Annotated in this window: 14 protein-coding genes; 8 read left to right on the forward strand and 6 right to left on the reverse strand. The window is 65.5% G+C overall.

The genetic code is table 11. From position 1 onward, the window contains the following. The first annotated feature begins 71 nt into the window (after positions 1 to 71). The 3 genes from AC5P8Y_RS00585 to AC5P8Y_RS00595 are packed head-to-tail and all read left to right on the forward strand — an operon-like array spanning position 72 to position 5,185. Positions 72 to 728, forward strand: a complete 657-nt coding sequence (locus AC5P8Y_RS00585) for a TetR/AcrR family transcriptional regulator (RefSeq protein ID WP_005410245.1) — start codon at positions 72 to 74, stop codon at positions 726 to 728. Then, positions 728 to 1,996 (forward strand): efflux RND transporter periplasmic adaptor subunit, encoded by a 1,269-nt coding sequence (locus tag AC5P8Y_RS00590; protein ID WP_005413920.1) that lies wholly within the window; start codon positions 728 to 730, stop codon positions 1,994 to 1,996. The genes AC5P8Y_RS00585 and AC5P8Y_RS00590 overlap by 1 nt, the downstream gene beginning before the upstream one ends. 15 nt (positions 1,997 to 2,011) lie before the next feature. Continuing rightward, positions 2,012 to 5,185, forward strand: a complete 3,174-nt coding sequence (locus AC5P8Y_RS00595; protein ID WP_049403121.1) for a multidrug efflux RND transporter permease subunit — start codon at positions 2,012 to 2,014, stop codon at positions 5,183 to 5,185. 153 nt (positions 5,186 to 5,338) lie between these two features. Here the strand turns inward: AC5P8Y_RS00595 and AC5P8Y_RS00600 are convergent, their stop codons facing one another. Next, complete coding sequence (locus tag AC5P8Y_RS00600; protein WP_495201827.1) at positions 5,339 to 5,701, reverse strand: hypothetical protein; 363 nt, start codon at positions 5,699 to 5,701, stop codon at positions 5,339 to 5,341. Positions 5,702 to 5,909: 208 nt separating this feature from the next. Here AC5P8Y_RS00600 and AC5P8Y_RS00605 point away from each other — a divergent pair, with 208 nt between their 5' ends. Then, positions 5,910 to 6,827, forward strand: a complete 918-nt coding sequence (locus AC5P8Y_RS00605; RefSeq protein WP_049403122.1) for a hypothetical protein — start codon at positions 5,910 to 5,912, stop codon at positions 6,825 to 6,827. A 45-nt stretch (positions 6,828 to 6,872) separates the two neighbouring features. Here the strand turns inward: AC5P8Y_RS00605 and AC5P8Y_RS00610 are convergent, their stop codons facing one another. Further along, positions 6,873 to 8,021: an acyl-CoA dehydrogenase family protein gene (locus AC5P8Y_RS00610; protein WP_049403123.1), complete on the reverse strand. Its 1,149-nt coding sequence runs from the start codon at positions 8,019 to 8,021 to the stop codon at positions 6,873 to 6,875. Between the two features lie 153 nt (positions 8,022 to 8,174). On the opposite strand from AC5P8Y_RS00610, the gene AC5P8Y_RS00615 reads away from it, so the two are divergent. From AC5P8Y_RS00615 to AC5P8Y_RS00630, 4 genes are all read left to right on the forward strand, one after another. Continuing rightward, the gene (locus AC5P8Y_RS00615) at positions 8,175 to 9,104 is read left to right on the forward strand and encodes an ArsR/SmtB family transcription factor (protein ID WP_005410251.1); all 930 of its coding nucleotides are present in this window, start codon (positions 8,175 to 8,177) and stop codon (positions 9,102 to 9,104) included. A 13-nt stretch (positions 9,105 to 9,117) separates the two neighbouring features. Continuing rightward, complete coding sequence (locus AC5P8Y_RS00620; protein WP_049403125.1) at positions 9,118 to 10,209, forward strand: homocysteine S-methyltransferase family protein; 1,092 nt, start codon at positions 9,118 to 9,120, stop codon at positions 10,207 to 10,209. A 57-nt stretch (positions 10,210 to 10,266) separates the two neighbouring features. Continuing rightward, positions 10,267 to 12,951 carry a methionine synthase gene (gene metH, locus AC5P8Y_RS00625; RefSeq protein WP_111188248.1) on the forward strand — a complete coding sequence of 895 codons (2,685 nt, stop codon included), beginning with the start codon at positions 10,267 to 10,269 and terminating at the stop codon, positions 12,949 to 12,951. Between the two features lie 86 nt (positions 12,952 to 13,037). After that, complete coding sequence (locus AC5P8Y_RS00630) at positions 13,038 to 14,225, forward strand: MFS transporter (protein WP_049453782.1); 1,188 nt, start codon at positions 13,038 to 13,040, stop codon at positions 14,223 to 14,225. Between the two features lie 48 nt (positions 14,226 to 14,273). Here the strand turns inward: AC5P8Y_RS00630 and AC5P8Y_RS00635 are convergent, their stop codons facing one another. From AC5P8Y_RS00635 to AC5P8Y_RS00650, 4 genes are read right to left on the reverse strand one after another with little or no spacing between them, the layout of a single operon-like run. After that, positions 14,274 to 14,954 carry a DUF2058 domain-containing protein gene (locus AC5P8Y_RS00635; protein WP_049403128.1) on the reverse strand — a complete coding sequence of 227 codons (681 nt, stop codon included), beginning with the start codon at positions 14,952 to 14,954 and terminating at the stop codon, positions 14,274 to 14,276. 10 nt (positions 14,955 to 14,964) lie between these two features. Then, positions 14,965 to 15,207, reverse strand: coding sequence for a SlyX family protein (locus tag AC5P8Y_RS00640; protein WP_005410256.1), 243 nt, complete (start codon positions 15,205 to 15,207; stop codon positions 14,965 to 14,967). Next, the gene (locus AC5P8Y_RS00645) at positions 15,200 to 16,549 is read right to left on the reverse strand and encodes a UDP-glucose dehydrogenase family protein (protein ID WP_005410257.1); all 1,350 of its coding nucleotides are present in this window, start codon (positions 16,547 to 16,549) and stop codon (positions 15,200 to 15,202) included. The genes AC5P8Y_RS00640 and AC5P8Y_RS00645 overlap by 8 nt, the downstream gene beginning before the upstream one ends. Positions 16,550 to 16,572: 23 nt before the next feature. After that, positions 16,573 to 17,550 carry an FKBP-type peptidyl-prolyl cis-trans isomerase gene (locus AC5P8Y_RS00650; protein WP_005410258.1) on the reverse strand — a complete coding sequence of 326 codons (978 nt, stop codon included), beginning with the start codon at positions 17,548 to 17,550 and terminating at the stop codon, positions 16,573 to 16,575. Positions 17,551 to 17,585: the final 35 nt, after the last annotated feature.

Below are 17,585 nucleotides of genomic sequence, written 5' to 3' on the forward strand. Positions count from 1 at the left end.
GTTACCGGAAGACACACGCGGCGACGCCGATGCGATTCCACAATCCTGAACTGGACGGTATAGTCCACCGCGTGAACCCGGCCTACCTCCCCGTTGCCCTCGATGCACGCGATGAGCGTGTGTTCGACGCCGTACGCGAACTGCTGGCCCAGCAGGGCATGCAGATGAGCATGGAGGCGGTTGCCCAGCACGCCGGCTGCTCCAAGCAGACCCTGTACTCGCGCTATGGCAGCAAGCAGGAACTGCTGCGCCGGGTGATGCAGCGCCACGTCGGCCACGCTACCGGCGCCATGGTTCGTGCACTCCGCACTGACGACCTGCGTGCCAGCCTGCTCCAGTTCGCCACCGACTTCCTGGAGCACTTCAACCAACCGCACGTGGGCCAGGCCTGCCGGCTGATCGCCGCCGACGCGGCCCAGTTTCCCGAAGAGGCGCGTACGCTGTACCGGCACGGAGCCGGCGCACTGACGCTTCATCTTGCTGAATGGATTGAAACCGTTTGCATGCGTGGCCAGCTCCGGCATGACGACCCGCACTTCATGGCCGAACTGCTGCTGAGCATGATTGCCGGTCAGGATTTCGACAAACAGCGTTTCCATACCCCCCATCGTGATGACGCGCGGTTGCGTCGGCGCTGGGCAGAGTTCTCCGTCGACAGCTTCCTGCGCGCCTTCGCGCCTCAGCCGTCGCCGGCCCCGTCTTCAAACCAACCCCGGAGTTCCTCCTGATGACCGCCCCACTCCGCACCCTTGCCTTGACGTGCGCCGTTGCTGTCGCGCTGGCTGCCTGCAAGAAGCCGGAACAGCAGACGCCCCCGCCGCCGGAGGTGGGCGTGATCGACGCCAAGCCGCAGACCCTGCCGCTGCAGCGCGAGCTGGTCGGTCGCCTGTCGCCGTTCCGCAGCGCCGACGTGCGTGCGCGCGTGCCGGGCGTGCTGCTCAAGCGCGTCTACCAGGAAGGCTCGCAGGTCAAGCAGGGCCAGACCCTGTTCCTGATCGACCCAGCGCCGCTGCGTGCCTCGCTCAACGCCTCCGAAGCACAGCTGGCCTCGGCCCGCGCGACCTACGCCAACGCCAAGGTGGCCGCCGACCGTGCACGTTCGCTGGCGCCGCAGCAGTTCGTCTCCAAGTCCGACCTGGACAACGCTGAATCGGCCGAGCGTACCGCGCTGGCGGCGGTCAAGCAGGCCGAAGCAGCGGTGACTTCCTCGCGCATCAGCCTGGGCTACACCGAAGTAACCGCACCGATCAGCGGCGTGGCCAACAAGCAGCAGGTCACCGAAGGCGCGCTGGTCGGCCAGGGCGATGTGACCCTGTTGACCACCGTCGACCAGCTCGACCCGCTGTACGTGAACTTCTCGCTGAGCGTGGACGAGCTGACCCAGCTGCGCGCGCAACAGGCCAAGGGCGCGCTGGCGCTGTCGGGCGACGGCAAGGCCACGGTGAACGTCAAGCTGGCCGACGGCAGCACCTACAGTGAGCCGGGCACCCTGGACTTCTCCTCGACCACGGTCGACCCGGCCACCGGTGCGGTCTCGTTGCGCGCGTTGCTGCCGAACCCGCAGCAGATCCTGCTGCCGGGCGCCTTCGTCAGCTTCCAGGCCAACCTGGGCGAACGCAACAATGCCTTCCTGGTACCGCAGCAGGCCCTGCTGCGCGACACCACCGGCGGCTACGTGATGGTGGTCGGCGCCGACGGCAAGGTCGCGCGCAAGAACGTGAAGACCGATGGCGCGCAGAACGGCAACTGGCTGGTCAGCGACGGCCTGGCCGCCGGCGACAAGGTGATCGTGGCCGGCGTGCAGAAGGTCAAGGAAGGTGCACCGGCGGTCGCCAAGCCGTGGACCCCGGGGCAGGACGCCAACGGCAAGCCGGCCGCAGGCGGCGCCGCTGCGGCGGGTACCGCACCGGCTGCTGGCAAGGCACCGGCCGACGCGGCCAAGCCCGAGCAGGCCGATGCGGCCAAGCCGGCCGCCACCGATTCGAACAAGCAGTAACGGGAACCTTCCGTCATGCCTAAATTTTTCATCGAACATCCAGTCTTCGCCTGGGTGGTGGCGATCCTGATCTCGCTCAGCGGCGTGATCGCGATCCTCAACCTGGGCGTGGAGTCCTATCCCAACATCGCCCCGCCGCAGGTCACCGTCTCGGCCACCTATCCGGGCGCCAGTGCCGACACCACGGAAAAATCGGTCACCCAGGTGATCGAGCAGCAGCTGACCGGTATCGATCACCTGCTGTACTTCAGCTCTTCCTCGTCGTCCAACGGCCGTGCGCAGATCACCCTGACCTTCGAGACGGGTACCGATCCGGACATCGCCCAGGTGCAGGTGCAGAACAAGGTCTCGCTGGCCACGCCCCGACTGCCTTCGGAGGTGACCCAGCAGGGCGTGGTGGTGGCCAAGGCCAACGCCGGCTTCCTGATGGTGGTGGCGCTGCAGTCCGATACCCCGACCATCAACCGTGATGCGCTGAACGACATCGTTGGTTCGCGCGTGCTCGACCAGGTCTCGCGTATCCCCGGCGTCGGCAGCACCCAGCAGTTCGGTTCCGAGTACGCCATGAACATCTGGCTGAACCCGGAAAAGATGCAGGGTTATGGCCTGTCGGCCAGCCAGGTGCTGGCTGCGGTGCGCGCGCAGAACGTGCAGTTCGCCGCCGGTGCGCTTGGCTCGGATCCGTCGCCGGAAGGCCAGCACTTCACCGCCACGGTCTCGGCCGAAGGCCGCTTCAGTTCGCCGCAGGAGTTCGAGAACATCATCCTGCGCGCCAACGCTGACGGCTCGCGGGTGCTGTTGAAGGACATCGCCCGCGTTGCCTTCGGTGCCAACAACTACGGTTTCGACACCCAGTACAACGGCAAGCCGACCGGTGCCTTCGCCATCCAGCTGCTGCCGGGCGCCAACGCCCTGAACGTGGCCGAGGCGGTGCGCGCCAAGATGGACGAGCTGCAGCCCAGCTTCCCGGCCGGGGTGACCTGGTTCTCGCCGTACGACAGCACCACCTTCGTCAAGATCTCGATCCAGGAAGTGGTCAAGACGCTGTTTGAAGCAGTGTTCCTGGTGTTCCTGGTGATGCTGATCTTCCTGCAGAACTTCCGCGCCACGCTGATCCCGACCCTGGTCATCCCGGTGGCGCTGCTCGGTACCTTCCTGGGCATGTGGATGATCGGCTTCACGATCAACCAGCTGACCCTGTTCGCGATGGTGCTGGCGATCGGCATCGTGGTCGATGACGCGATCGTGGTGATCGAGAACGTCGAACGCATCATGACCGAGGAGGGCCTGGCGCCGAAGCCGGCCACGCAGAAGGCGATGACCCAGATCACCGGCGCGGTGGTGGCGATCACCGTCGTGCTGGCTGCGGTGTTCATCCCGTCCGCCCTGCAGGGCGGCGCCGCCGGTGAGATCTACAAGCAGTTCGCCCTGACCATCGCCATTTCGATGGCGTTCTCGGCGTTCCTGGCGCTGGGCTTCACCCCGGCGCTGTGCGCGACCTTCCTGAAGCCGACGCACAACGACAATCCGAACATCGTCTACCGCACCTTCAACAAGTACTACGACAAGATCAGCCACACCTATGTCGGCCACATCACCTCGGCGGTGCGCCATGCGCCGCGCTGGATGATCCTGTTCGTGGTGCTCACCGCACTGTGCGGCTTCCTGTTCACCCGCATGCCGGGCAGCTTCCTGCCTGAAGAAGACCAGGGCTATGCGCTGGCGATCGTGCAGCTGCCGCCGGGCTCGACCAAGGGCCAGACCAACGAAGTGTTCGCGCAGATGCGTGGCATCCTGGAAAAGCAGGATGGCTATGAAGGCATGCTGCAGGTGGCCGGCTTCAGCTTCGTCGGTTCCGGCGAGAACGTCGGCATGGGCTTCATCCGCCTGAAGCCGTGGGAGGAACGCAAGTTCACCGCGCCCGAGTTCATCCAGAACATGAACGGCGCGTTCTACGGCATCAAGGAAGCGCAGATCTTCGTGGTCAACCTGCCCACCGTGCAGGGCCTTGGCCAGTTCGGCGGCTTCGACATGTGGCTGCAGGACCGCAGCGGTGCCGGTTACGAGCAGCTGACGCAGGCCCGCAACATCCTGCTCGGCCAGGCCGCGCAGAAGCCGGACCACCTGGTCGGCGTGCGCCCGAACGGCCTGGAAAACGCGCCGCAGCTGCAGCTGCATGTGGACCGCGTGCAGGCGCAGTCGATGGGCATGTCGGTGTCGGACGTGTACAGCACCATCCAGCTGATGCTGGCCCCGGTGTACGTCAACGACTTCTTCTACGAAGGCCGCATCAAGCGCGTGACCATGCAGGCCGATGGTCCGTACCGCACCGGCCAGGAATCGCTGAAGAGCTTCTACAGCCCCTCCAGCCTGACCAGGAACGCCGATGGCACCAATTCGATGATCCCGCTGAACACGGTGGTCAAGTCCGAATGGGTGTCGGCACCGCCGTCGCTGAGCCGCTACAACGGCTACTCGGCGATCAACATCGTCGGCTCGCAGGCCCCGGGTACCAGCTCGGGCGAGGCGATGCAGACCATGGAGAGCATCGTCAACGACGATCTGCCGGCCGGCTTCGGCTACGACTGGTCGGGCATGTCCTACCAGGAAATCCTGGCTGGCAACGCGGCGACGCTGCTGCTGGTGCTGTCGATCGTAGTGGTGTTCCTGTGCCTGGCCGCGCTGTATGAGAGCTGGTCGATCCCGGTGGCGGTGCTGCTGGTGGTGCCGCTGGGTGTGCTCGGCGCCCTCGGCCTGTCGATGCTGCGCGGCCTGCCCAACGATCTGTTCTTCAAGATCGGCCTGATCACCGTGATCGGCCTGGCGGCGAAGAACGCGATCCTGATCGTGGAGTTCGCGGTGGAGCAGCGCGCCGCCGGCAAGAACCTGCGCGATGCCACCATCGAAGCGGCCCGCCTGCGTTTCCGCCCGATCCTGATGACCTCGTTCGCGTTCATCATGGGCGTGATCCCGATGGCGATCTCCACCGGCGCGGGCGCCAACTCCCGCCACGCCATCGGTACCGGCGTGATCGGCGGCATGCTGTTCGCCACCCTGCTCGGCCTGTTGATGATCCCGGTGTTCTTCGTGGTCGTGCGCCGCATGCTTGGCGACAAGCTGGATGAACCGTCCAAGGAGTTCATGGAACGCCAGCGCGACGCGGATGCAGCACACCGTCCGGATCGTTGATCCAGCGGTGAACTGAAACGAGAAAGGCCCCGGAGCGATCCGGGGCCTTTTTTGTTGCCGCTTCTGGATCCATGCCGCCCCAGGTTGGCATCTACCGGGGCAACGGCATACCCGGTAGTCGCCAACCTTGGTGGGCGCTGTCCGGGCAGCGTCTCAGCGCAACACTGCGATCACCACGCATGCCGCCACAATCGCCAGTGCAGGCCATTGCATCGGCAGGAAGAAGAAGTGATGCGGAGCATGCTGCCCAGGTGCACGCGGCTTTCGATTGAGCACGAAACCCAGCACCGTGTTGATTGCTGAGCCAAGGCCGAACGCCAGCAGGACCTGGCTGAGTGAAGTATTGCCGCGACCCACCGCTGGATCCGGGAACAGGATGAGGATGAGCAGCACGGCAGCGATCGGTGTGAGCAGGGTCAGCAGCCCTGCGCCTCGATAGATGAGCATCTGGTGGTGTCCATGAACGGTGGAGCATTCTGCGACCAAGGAGCGGGAATGCCAATGAATCGTTGGCATGTCGCCTGCCCGGGGACCGGTCGCATACGGCCTGTACTGAAAAGTCCCTTCCACTGCTGCGCCGACAACGAGGCGCTCAAGGCGTCTACCGGTTTCGCATAAGGCCCGCGCTTTGGATTCCTGGGCGCGCAGAAGTGCGGCACGCCCGGATCGTTGCTATCCAGATGCCTCCACGGCAATCGATCCGATGCCGCCCAGGAGACAGTTCATGGAAAGAGCACCACTACGACGCTTCAGCCGCCCCGCCCTTCTGCTTGGCGCGCTCTTCGCGGCCAGCAGCGTCCAGGACGCACATGCGGCAGGCGTCCTCGTCTGTGACAGCTGTCGCGATCCACGCGCGCTGGCGCTGTCCTCGGGCACGGGGCCCACCATCGTCGCCGACTTCCAGCAGCGCCGGCTCCATGGTTTCGATGTGGAATACGATCGCGAGCTGTGTCGCTATCGCGCCACCAGGGCGCAGATTCCCGGGCCAATCAACGCATCCTTCAATCGGGTCATGGGGATGCTCGACAACAACGTGCCAACCGTACAGTTCGCGCCGCGGCAATGGGCCGGAAGAGGAGTCCAGTACGAGGTTCATCCTGATGACCCGCAGTACGCCAGCGGCATAGGCTTCCCGGAAGAGCACAAGAACCTCAACGCCTACGATGTCGTGCAGATGGCAACCGAGCGATTCAGGCTGGAGAGCGCCATGGGCAAGGCATTCACAGGCGCCACGACATCGTCGAGGGCCTGGAACAGCATGGCGACATTCCTGTCCTCGATCGGCCTGAGCTTCGTCAGCAAGGCCCTCGGAATCGACGGTGCAATCTACAGGATCACCTGGCGCGATGGCTCGAAGACTACGCTGGCCATCGTCTCTTCGTCAGTGGACACCGCCAGATACGTGCAAGGCCAGAGCAAGGACGCCAATGGCAACATGATTCCCGACGGCGCGGCAACCAGCCCCGGCCTGGCCCAACACTTCGCCGGCACCTACAACTTCAACAGCCGGGACGATCTGGATCGATGGATCGACTCCGGTCGCCTCTATGGGGTGAACATGTTCCCCGGTGCTCCACCTGAGTCGCTGCAGATCGTCTGTGAATGGAACGGAACGGATATCGTTTGCCGATTGCCACGTTGATCGCACAAGGGAAACGGGGCGGCAATCGCCGCCCCGTCGTGTCCATCAGCGCAACCCGGTCTCGTTGCGCGCGATCACCAGGCGCTGGATCTCCGAGGTGCCCTCGTAGATCTCGGTGATCTTGGCATCACGGAAGTAACGCTCCAGCGGCATCTCCTTCGAGTACCCCATGCCGCCGTGGATCTGCACCGCCTGGTGGGTGATCCACATCGCTGCTTCCGAAGCGGTCAGTTTGGCCACCGCTGCTTCGGTGCTGAAACGCTTGCCCTGACCCTTCACCCACGCGGCACGCAGGGTCAGCAGCAGCGCTGCGTCCAGCTTGCACTTCATGTCGGCGATCTTGGCCTGGGTCATCTGGAAGGTGCCGATGGCCGCGCCGAAGGCCTTGCGCTCCTTCACGTATTCCAGGGTCGCCTCATAGGCGGCGCGGGCGATGCCGATGGCCTGCGAGGCGATGCCGATGCGGCCAGCATCGAGCACGCTCATGGCGATCTTGAAGCCCTCGCCTTCCTGGCCCAGCACGTCTTCGGCCCGCGCCACGTAATCGCTGAACTCGATCTCGCAGGTGGCCGAAGCGCGGATGCCCAGCTTCGGCTCGGTCTTGCCGCGACCGAAGCCCGCCTTGTCGGTATCGATGAGGAAGGCGGTGATGCCGCGCGCGCCCTTGTCCGGCTCGCTCATCGCGAACAGCACGATGTACCTGGCCACCGGGCCGGAGGTGATCCAGCTCTTCTTGCCGTTGATGACGAAGGTGCCGTCGGCCTGCTTCACCGCGCGGCAGCGCATGGCGGTGGCATCGGAGCCGGACTGCGGCTCGGTCAGCGCAAACGCGCCGATGGCCTCGCCCTCGGCGATGGCACGCACGTAGGTCTGCTTCTGCTGCTCGGTACCGTGGGTGAGGATGCCGTTGCAGAACAGCGAGTTGTTGACCGACATGATGGTCGAATGGGCTGCGTCGGCGGCGGCGACCTCCACCATCGCCAGCACGTACGCAACCGGGTCCATGCCCGCGCCACCGTATTCGGTCGGCACTTCGATGCCCATCAGGCCGTTCTCGCCCAGCAGGCGGATGTTGTCGAGCGGGAACTCGCCGGTACGGTCATGGTGCTCCGCGCTCGGGGCGATCTTCTCCTGCGCGATGCGCCGCGCAACGTCCTGCAGCATCAACTGCTCTTCGGTAAAGCTGAAATCCACAACACCCTCCCGGGTACATGAAGTTATGGGCTACATACGGCGCGCCCAGGTGCCCCGATTGTACCGGGGCCCGGCTGTTTCCGTACGCTGGCGACTTGACCGCGACGGGCCCTTTCAGTGAATATATCTCTATATCGCGATAGGTAGATATTTATGGATCTTGAAGACTGGTCGACCCGCCTGAAGGTGTTCGCCGATGCGACCCGCGTGCGCCTGCTGGCGCTGCTGGAGCAGGAGGAACTGACCGTGGCCGAACTGTCGGCGATCACCCGGCTGGCACAGCCACGCGTGTCCACCCACCTGGCGCGCCTGAAGGAAGCCGGCCTGGTCCGCGACCGCCGTGCGGGCGTATCGGCCTATTACCGCTTCGACGAGGCCCAGCTGGACCCGGCGCAGCGTGCATTGTGGCATGCATTGAGCAACGGAAGCGATGACCCGCTGCTGCGCCAGGACGCTGAACGCGTCGCTGCCGTGCTGGCCCACCGCGCCTCCGACCAGAACTGGGCCGACAGCGTGGCCGGCGACATGGAACGCCACTACTCCCCGGGGCGCACCTGGGAAGCCCTCGCCCGTACCGCGCTGCCGCTGCTGGAGACCGGCGACGTGCTGGACATCGCCTCTGGTGACGGCGTGCTGGCCGAACTGGTGGCCCCGCATGCCAAGCGCTACATCTGCATCGACACCAGCGCGCGCGTGGTCGCCGCCGCCAGCGAGCGCCTGCGCCGTCTGCCCAACGTGGAAGTGCGCGAGGGCGACATGCATGCGCTGCCCTTCAAGGACAACAGTTTCGATCTGGTAGTGCTGATGCACGCGCTGACCTACGCCAGCAAGCCGGCGCAGGCGGTGACCGAAGGCGCGCGCGTGCTGCGCCCGGGCGGGCGCCTGCTGCTGTGCAGCCTGGCCCGCCACGAACACAAGGCCGCGGTGGAAGCCTACGGCCACGTCAACCTCGGCTTCAGCGACAAGGAGCTGCGCAGGTTCGTCGACAAGGCCGGCCTGCAGGTATCCAGCCTGGAGACGGTCACCCGCGAGAAGCGTCCGCCGCACTTCGAAGTGATTTCGCTGATCGCCCACAAACCCTGAGCCCGAGAACGCCATGCCTGCCCTGCCCTGGTTGCATCCTGAGCGTGCCAACGCCCTGCTCGACGCCCTGCGCGAGCGGATCCTGATCATCGACGGTGCGATGGGCACGATGATCCAGCGCCACGGCCTGCAGGAAGACGATTACCGTGGCGAACGCTTCGCCGGCGGTTACGATCACAGCCATGGCCCCGGCTGCGACCACGGCACGCCGGAGGGCCATGACCTGAAGGGAAACAACGATCTGCTGCTGCTGACCCGGCCGCAGATCGTCGCAGACATCCACACCGCCTACCTGGAAGCGGGCGCGGACCTGGTCGAGACCAACACCTTCAATGCAACCTCGGTCAGCCAGGCCGACTACCACCTCGAACACCTGGTGTACGAGTTGAACAAGGCCGGCGCTGCGGTCGCGCGCACCTGTTGTGACGCCGCGGCCGCAACCACCCCGGGGAAGCCGCGCTTCGTGATCGGGGTGATCGGCCCGACCAGCCGCACCGCCTCGATCAGCCCGGACGTGAACGATCCGGGCTTCCGCAACACCAGCTTCGACGAACTGCGCGACACCTACCGCGAAGCCATCGAGGGCCTGATCGACGGCGGCTCCGACACCATCATGGTCGAGACCATCTTCGACACGCTCAACGCCAAGGCCGCGCTGTATGCGCTGGAGGAAGCGTTCGATGCGCGCGGCGCGCGGTTGCCGGTGATGATCTCCGGCACCATCACCGACGCTTCCGGTCGCACCCTGTCCGGGCAGACTGCGGAAGCCTTCCATGCCTCGCTGGCGCATGCTCGGCCGCTGTCGATCGGGCTGAACTGCGCGCTGGGCGCCGATGCGATGCGACCGCACGTGGAAACCCTTGCACAGGTCGCCGACTGCTACGTCAGCGCACACCCCAATGCCGGTCTGCCCAATGCCTTCGGCGAGTACGACGAGACGCCGGAGGACATGGCCAGCACCCTGCGAGGCTTCGCCGAAGATGGCCTGCTGAACCTGGTCGGCGGCTGCTGCGGCTCCACGCCCGACCATATCCGCGCCATTGCCGCGGCTGTGGCCGGGCTGTCGCCGCGCGCACTGCCCGGCACCCGGGAGCAGGCCGCATGAATGTCGCCGCCACCGTTCCGCACTTCCCGCCCTATTGCTGCTGAGCCGACGCCTGCCATGACGCCTGTCCGCCCTACCCGCCTGTCCGGCCTGGAACCCCTGGTCATCACTCCGGACCTGCTGTTCATCAACGTCGGCGAACGCACCAACGTGACCGGCAGCGCGCAGTTCCGCAAGCTGATCAAGGAAGGCCGCTACGAAGAAGCGGTGGACGTGGCCCGCCAGCAGGTGGCAAGCGGCGCGCAGATCCTCGACGTCAACATGGACGAGGGCCTGATCGACTCGGAAGCGGCGATGACCCGCTACCTCAACCTGATCATGTCCGAGCCGGACATCGCCCGCATCCCGGTGATGGTCGACTCCTCCAAGTGGAGCGTGATCGAGGCCGGCCTGAAGTGCCTGCAGGGCAAGAGCGTGGTCAACTCGATCTCGCTGAAGGAAGGCGAGGCGCTTTTCCGCGAGCACGCACGCAAGGTCCTGCGCTATGGCGCCGCCGCGGTGGTGATGGCCTTCGATGAAAGCGGGCAGGCCGATACGTGCGCGCGCAAGGTCGAGATCTGCACCCGCGCCTACCGCATCCTGGTCGAAGAGATCGGCTTCCCGCCGCAGGACATCATCTTCGACCCGAACATCTTCGCCGTCGCCACTGGCATCGAAGAACATGACAACTATGCGGTGGACTTCATCGAAGCCACCCGCATCATCAAGCAGACGCTGCCGCACTGCCATGTGTCCGGCGGCGTCTCCAATGTCTCGTTCTCGTTCCGCGGCAACGAAACGGTGCGCCAGGCCATCCATTCGGTGTTCCTGTACCACGCCATCGCCGCCGGCATGGACATGGGCATCGTCAATGCCGGTGCCATGCCGATCTACGATGAGCTGGAGCCGGAGCTGCGTGAGCGCGTGGAGGATGTGATCCTCAACCGCCGCAGCGATGCCACCGAGCGCCTGCTGGAGATCGCCGAGCGCTACAAGGGCCGGAAGGGTGCGGCGAAGACCGAAGACCTGGCCTGGCGCGACAAGCCGGTGGCGCAGCGCCTGGCGCATGCGCTGGTGCACGGCCTGGATGCCTTCGTCGAGGAAGACACCGAACTGGCCCGACAGGCCTCCAGCCGCCCGCTCGACGTGATCGAAGGCCCGCTGATGGACGGCATGAACATCGTCGGTGACCTGTTCGGCGCCGGCAAGATGTTCCTGCCGCAGGTGGTGAAATCCGCGCGTGTGATGAAGAAGGCCGTGGCCTACCTGCTGCCGTACATCGAGGCGGAGAAGGCGCGCAGCGGCGACACTGCCAAGAGCAACGGCAAGATCATCATGGCCACGGTGAAGGGTGATGTGCATGACATCGGCAAGAACATCGTCGGCGTGGTCCTGGCCTGCAACAACTTCGAGGTGGTCGACCTTGGCGTGATGGTGCCGGCGCAGAAGATCCTCGATGCCGCGCGCGAGCACAACGCCGACCTGATCGGCCTGTCCGGTCTGATCACCCCCTCGCTGGAGGAGATGAGCCACGTCGCCCGCGAGATGGAGCGCCAGGGTTTCAATCTGCCGCTGCTGATCGGCGGCGCCACCACCTCGCGCGCGCACACCGCGTTGAAGATCGACCCGCACTACAAAGCGCCTACGGTGTGGGTGAAGGACGCCTCGCGCGCAGTCGGCGTGGCCCAGTCGCTGATCTCGCGCGACCTGCGCGAAGCCTTCGTTGCCGCCAACGAGGCCGACTATGCCGAGATCCGGGCACGGCACCGCAATCGTGGCGATGCCAAGCGCCTGGTGTCGCTGGAACATGCACGCGGGCAGAAGTTCCAGGGCGACTGGGGGAACTACACGCCGCCCGCACCGAAGCAGCCGGGCCTGCACGTCTTCGATGACTATCCGCTGGCCGAGCTGGTCGAGTACATCGACTGGACGCCGTTCTTCCAGGCCTGGGAGCTTGCCGGCAAGTTCCCGGCGATCCTCACCGACGAGATCGTCGGCAGCCAGGCCAGCGAGCTGTACCGCGATGCCCGCGCGATGCTCGACCGCATCGTCGGCGGGAAGTGGCTGAGCGCCAAGGCCGTGTTCGGCCTGTGGCCGGCCAACAGCGTCGGCGACGACGTGCGCGTGCAGCACCCACAGGGCGAGACCACCCTGCACTTCCTGCGCCAGCAGGTGGACAAGCCGGCCGAGCGCCCGGATTTCTGCCTGGCCGATTTCATCGCCCCGACCGACAGCGGCAGGCAGGACTGGATCGGCGCGTTCGCGGTCACCGCCGGCATCGGCATCGATGCCCACGTTGCGCGCTTCGAAGCCGAGCATGACGACTACAACGCGATCCTGCTGAAGGCCCTGGCCGACCGCTTCGCCGAAGCCTTGGCCGAGCGCCTGCATCAGCGTGTACGCACGGAATTCTGGGGTTATGACCAGGCCGAGACGCTGGACAACGACGCCCTGATCGATGAGCAGTACCGTGGCATCCGCCCCGCCCCCGGCTATCCGGCGTGCCCCGATCACAGCGAGAAGCGGCGCCTGTTCGATCTGCTGCGGGCCGAGGCCAACGCCGGCATGGAACTGACCGAGAGCTTTGCGATGCTTCCGACCGCCGCAGTGTCGGGCTACTACTTCAGTCATCCGCAAAGCCAGTATTTCGTGGTCGGGCGCCTCAGCCGCGAGCAGGTCACCGACTACGCCCGGCGCAAGGGCGTGGAGCTCGCCCAGGCCGAGCGCTGGCTGGCCTCCAACCTCGACTACGATCCCGAATGACACAGAATGGGGACGGAGGGGATCAAGTCGCTTGTGGCACAAATGACTTGATCCCCTCCGTCCCTTTTTTGCTTCATCATGCCGCGATGAATGTTCCTGCTGCCCGCCTCTCCAGCTTCTATCTCTTCTACTACGCGGCACTCGGTGCGTTCACTCCGTACTGGAGCCTGTTCCTCACTGCACGCGGGATGAGCGTGACCGCCATCAGCGTGATGATGGGGCTGTGGTATGCCACACGCGTGGTTGCACCCAGTGCCTGGACCTCGCTGGCAGCCACCTCACCGCGGCCGATCCGACTGTTGCGCATCGGCTGCGTGCTGACCCTGATCAGCTTCGCCGCATTCCTGCTGCCTCTGCCGCAGCCATGGATGTATCCGGCGATGATCGTGTTCTGCTTCTTCTACAACGCGGTGATGCCGCAGTTCGAGTCGATCACCCTCACCCATCTCGGCAGCGACAGCCATCGCTACGGCCTGATCCGGGTCTGGGGTTCGCTTGGCTTCATCGCCATCGTCACCCTGTTCGGCTGGCTGATCGAAGGTGACGGCACCGCCGGCCGCGCCGGGCTGCTGCCCTGGATGATGCTGCCGCTGTTCGTCCTGCTGGTCGCCTCGGCCTTCAGCAACCACTACGCACGCGACATCGGCAGGACCGGCGGCGATGCCAGCGGCTTCTGGCAGATCGTGCGCCGCCCGCCGGTGCTGGCGTTCTTCCTGGCCGCTTTCATGGAGCAGCTCTCGTTCGGCCCGTACTACACCTTCTTCTCGGTCTACATGGACCACCACGGCTATCGCACATCCACGCTCGGCCTGCTCTGGACCATCGGCGTGGTGTTCGAAGTGGGCGTGTTCTTCACCATCGGCCGCTTCTTCCGCCGCTATGACGCCAGCTGGATGCTGCTGATCGCCCTGGTCAGCTCCTGCCTGCGCTGGGCCGTGACCGCGCTGTTCCCGGAAAACCTGCCGGTGATGCTGCTGGCGCAGACCGCGCACGCGCTGGGCTTTGCCGCGTTCTTCGCCGCGGCGATGCAGATGCTGGCGACCTATTTCCCTGGTCGCCTCAATGGCCATGGCCAGGGCCTGCTGTACGGTTTCTCGTCCGGTGTCGGCGGCGTGCTGGGCGCGCTCATCGCCGGCCAACTGTGGAAGATCGACGAGGGACGCACGGCCTTCCTCGCAGGTAGCGGATTCGCTCTGGTCGGCGCACTGCTGTGCTTCTTCGCGCTGAGCCTGCCGTTGATCCGTGCACGCCACAGCACTGCGCGCGTCCGGTAACGAAAACGCCGGGCAATGCCCGGCGTTTTCATCGTGCAGCAGGTGCAGTTACCAGACCAGGTCGTCCGGTACCTGGTACTGCGGGTCTGAGTAGGGATCTTCCTCGGCCGGCGCGTTCGGGTCGACCTTCAGTGCCACCGATGCGGCAAACACCGCTTCGGACTGTGCCAGCACTTCGGCGGTCACCAGCAGGTAACGGCCATTGAGCTGGACCACGCCCAGCTCACCGGCATTGAGCGCGGTCAGCTGTTCGGCGGTCACGTAGATGCGCTTGATCTTGCCGCCATACGGGAAGTGGCGAGCGATATCAGCCGCCTCGGAGTTCAGGCCCTTGTCCTTCAGCAGTTCTTCCAGCTTGGCCTTCGCCTCGCGACGCACGCGTGCCTCTTCCTGCTTCAGGCGCTCGGTCTCGATGCGCTCTTCCTTCTCGCGCTGCGCACGGATGGCATAGGCCTTGGCCAGATCCATCTCTTCGGCGCTGCGCGGCTTGCGCGGACCCTGCTGGCCCGGGCCACGCGACTGGGCGGGCCTGCCCGGGCCACCGTGGCCATGCCCGCGACGCTCACCGGGCTTGTGCTCGCCCTTGCCAGCGCCCTGCGGCTTTCCATTGCCGTTGCCACCCTTGCCCTGCGGGCGGCCATCACGGCGGGGGCCATCATTCTTGCGCTCGGGCTTGGGCGCGGGCTTGAAGCCCAGGCCCATCAGCTGGTCGCGGAGGGTATCGCTCATAGGATTCGGATCAGTAGTGCGGCGGCGGCGGTTCGCTCGCCGGATCGGAAGAATTCAGTGCGTTGCGGACCTTGCCCAGGTCCTCCAGCAGCACACGCAGCACGTCGGCGTTGCGCATGCCCTGCATGCGGGCATCGGCCAGCGCATCGCTCAATTCGGCAAGCGCCTGTTCCTGGAAGGACACGCGCATTTCCAGTTCGACCAGGCGCGCTTCCAGCGCCTGCTCGCGTTCGGTCGGCAGCAGGTCAGACATGCAGCGAACGCCCCCGGCCAATGCCGTAGTACGCCAGGCCGGCAGCTTCCACTTCGGCCGGATCGTACAGATTGCGCCCATCGAACACCGCCGCGTCCTTCAGCTGCTCGCGCAGCTTCTGGAAGTCGGGGCTGCGGAACTGCTTCCACTCGGTGACCACCACCAGCGCGTCGGCCCCTTCGAGGGCCTCATCAGCACTGCTGCAGAACACCAGGTCATCGCGCTCGCCGAAGATGCGCTGCGATTCATGCATCGCTTCCGGATCATAGGCACGCACCGTGGCACCGCCTTCCCACAGCTGCGCCAGCAGGCGACGGCTGGAGGCTTCACGCATGTCGTCGGTATTCGGCTTGAAGGCCAGGCCCCACACGGCAAAGGTCCTGCCACGCACGCCTTCGTCCTCGCCCTTGTCGTAATGACGCTGGATGAGGGCGAACAGGTGGCCCTTCTGCGCATCGTTGACCGCTTCCACCGCGTTCAGCAGCTTCGGCTCAAGACCATGCTGCTGGGCGGTGCGGGCCAGCGCCTGCACGTCCTTGGGGAAGCAGGAGCCACCGTAGCCGGCGCCCGGGTAGATGAAGTGCCAGCCGATGCGCGGGTCCGAGCCGATGCCCTGGCGGACCTGCTCGACGTCGGCACCGACGCGCTCGGCGATGTTTGCGATTTCGTTCATGAACGAAATCTTGGTCGCCAGCATCGCGTTCGCCGCGTACTTGGTCAGCTCGGCCGAGCGCACGTCCATTTCCACCACGCGGTCGTGGTTGCGGTTGAACGGCGCATACAGACGACGCATCACCGCCACCGACTCCTCGCTGGTCGCACCGATGATGATGCGGTCCGGGCGCATGCAGTCGGCAACCGCGTCGCCTTCCTTCAGGAATTCCGGGTTGGACACCACGTCAAAGGTGATGTCCGCGCCACGCGCGGCAAGTTCTTCAGCAATGGCCGCACGCACCTTGTCGGCGGTGCCCACCGGCACCGTCGACTTGTTGACCACCACGGTCGGCACGCTCATGTGCCGGCCAATGGTACGGGCCACGGCCAGTACGTACTGCAGGTCAGCGCTGCCGTCCTCGTCCGGCGGGGTACCGACGGCAATGAACACCACCTGGCCATGCGCGATCGCGGACGCGGCATCGGTGGTGAATGCCAGCCGCGACGCGGCGTGGTTGGCCTTCACCATCGGCTCCAGGCCGGGCTCATAGATCGGGATGATGCCTTGGTTGAGGCCATCCACCTTGGCCTGGTCGATATCGACGCAGACCACCTGATGACCGACATCGGCCAGGCAGGTACCGGTCACCAGACCTACATAACCGGTACCGAAAATCGCAACGCGCATGTCCGTGCAGGCTCCGTGGTGGCTTACGGCAGGACGCCCAGCAGCTCGACGTCGAACGTCAGAGTCGCGTTCGGGCCGATCGGGCCACCCGGCGTGCCGTTCTCGCCATAAGCCAGATTGCCCGGGATCCAGAAGCGGTACTTCGAACCGACCGGCATCAGCGCAACGCCCTCGGTCCAGCCCTTGATCACCTGGTCCAGGCCGAACTCGGCCGGCTGACGACCATAGGAGCTGTCGAACACGGTGCCGTTGAGCAGCTTGCCTTCATAGTTCACGCGCACCTTGCTGCTCGGCAGCGGGCGCTCGCCGCTACCCGGGCGGATGACCTGGTACTGCAGGCCCGAGGCCGTCGTCACGACGCCCGGCTGGGTCTTGTTCCTGGCCAGGAAGGCATTGCCTTCTTCGCGGTTGGTCTGCGCAGCAGCGGCAGCCTTGGCCTGCATTTCAGCCTGCTTGCTGCCCATGAAGGCCTGGATGGTGGCGGTCGCGTCAGCTTCCGTCATCTTCGGCTGGCCCTTGGTCAGGCCGGTGCTGATCGCGTCAAACAGCGAGGCAACATCGATGTCGTCCTTCAGCTGCGCCAGCGACGGGCCCACAGAGTAGGAACCGATCATCTGCGACACCTTGACGCGGTCGACCTTCGGCGGCTGCGAACCCGGCGCCATGCCCGGCACCTGCTGGCCGCTGCGGGCCATCACGACCTGGCGCAGGGCCGCGTCGGTGGCCTTGGCCTGTTCCTGGGTGATCTGCGGCTGCAGGCCTTCGAACGAACGCTCCACGGCGGTGCGCAGCGCGGCCACGTCGATCTCATCGGCGATCGGGGTGAACGACTTGGCCACGTCCAGGCCGATGGCGTAGCCGAGCTTCTGCTTGGGGGAATTCAAGGTTGCGGTCTCCTTGGCGGCTGCGGGGGCAGCCGATTGTTGCGACAGAGCGACACCTGAAGTGCCCATCGCCAGAATCAGAACCGACGCCGCGGCGCCGCGCATTCCCATCTTCATTCGCTGCATTCCTGGAAGTGTCTGGGCGCCGACGT

The sequence above is a fragment of the Stenotrophomonas sp. YJH_SMC_12-1 genome (assembly GCF_059370935.1).

Excerpts from the sequence above, each read along its gene's own strand:
- AC5P8Y_RS00600 (WP_495201827.1), bottom strand. The coding sequence starts at position 5,701 with ATGCCAACGATTCATTGGCATTCCCGCTCCTTGGTCGCAGAATGCTCC.
- AC5P8Y_RS00635 (WP_049403128.1), bottom strand. The coding sequence starts at position 14,954 with ATGAGCGATACCCTCCGCGACCAGCTGATGGGCCTGGGCTTCAAGCCC.
- AC5P8Y_RS00640 (WP_005410256.1), bottom strand. The coding sequence starts at position 15,207 with ATGTCTGACCTGCTGCCGACCGAACGCGAGCAGGCGCTGGAAGCGCGC.
- AC5P8Y_RS00630 (WP_049453782.1), top strand. The coding sequence starts at position 13,038 with ATGAATGTTCCTGCTGCCCGCCTCTCCAGCTTCTATCTCTTCTACTAC.
- AC5P8Y_RS00605 (WP_049403122.1), top strand. The coding sequence starts at position 5,910 with ATGGAAAGAGCACCACTACGACGCTTCAGCCGCCCCGCCCTTCTGCTT.
- AC5P8Y_RS00620 (WP_049403125.1), top strand. The coding sequence starts at position 9,118 with ATGCCTGCCCTGCCCTGGTTGCATCCTGAGCGTGCCAACGCCCTGCTC.
- AC5P8Y_RS00590 (WP_005413920.1), top strand. The coding sequence starts at position 728 with ATGACCGCCCCACTCCGCACCCTTGCCTTGACGTGCGCCGTTGCTGTC.
- AC5P8Y_RS00645 (WP_005410257.1), bottom strand. The coding sequence starts at position 16,549 with ATGCGCGTTGCGATTTTCGGTACCGGTTATGTAGGTCTGGTGACCGGT.
- AC5P8Y_RS00595 (WP_049403121.1), top strand. The coding sequence starts at position 2,012 with ATGCCTAAATTTTTCATCGAACATCCAGTCTTCGCCTGGGTGGTGGCG.
- AC5P8Y_RS00650 (WP_005410258.1), bottom strand. The coding sequence starts at position 17,550 with ATGAAGATGGGAATGCGCGGCGCCGCGGCGTCGGTTCTGATTCTGGCG.
- AC5P8Y_RS00615 (WP_005410251.1), top strand. The coding sequence starts at position 8,175 with ATGGATCTTGAAGACTGGTCGACCCGCCTGAAGGTGTTCGCCGATGCG.
- metH (WP_111188248.1), top strand. The coding sequence starts at position 10,267 with ATGACGCCTGTCCGCCCTACCCGCCTGTCCGGCCTGGAACCCCTGGTC.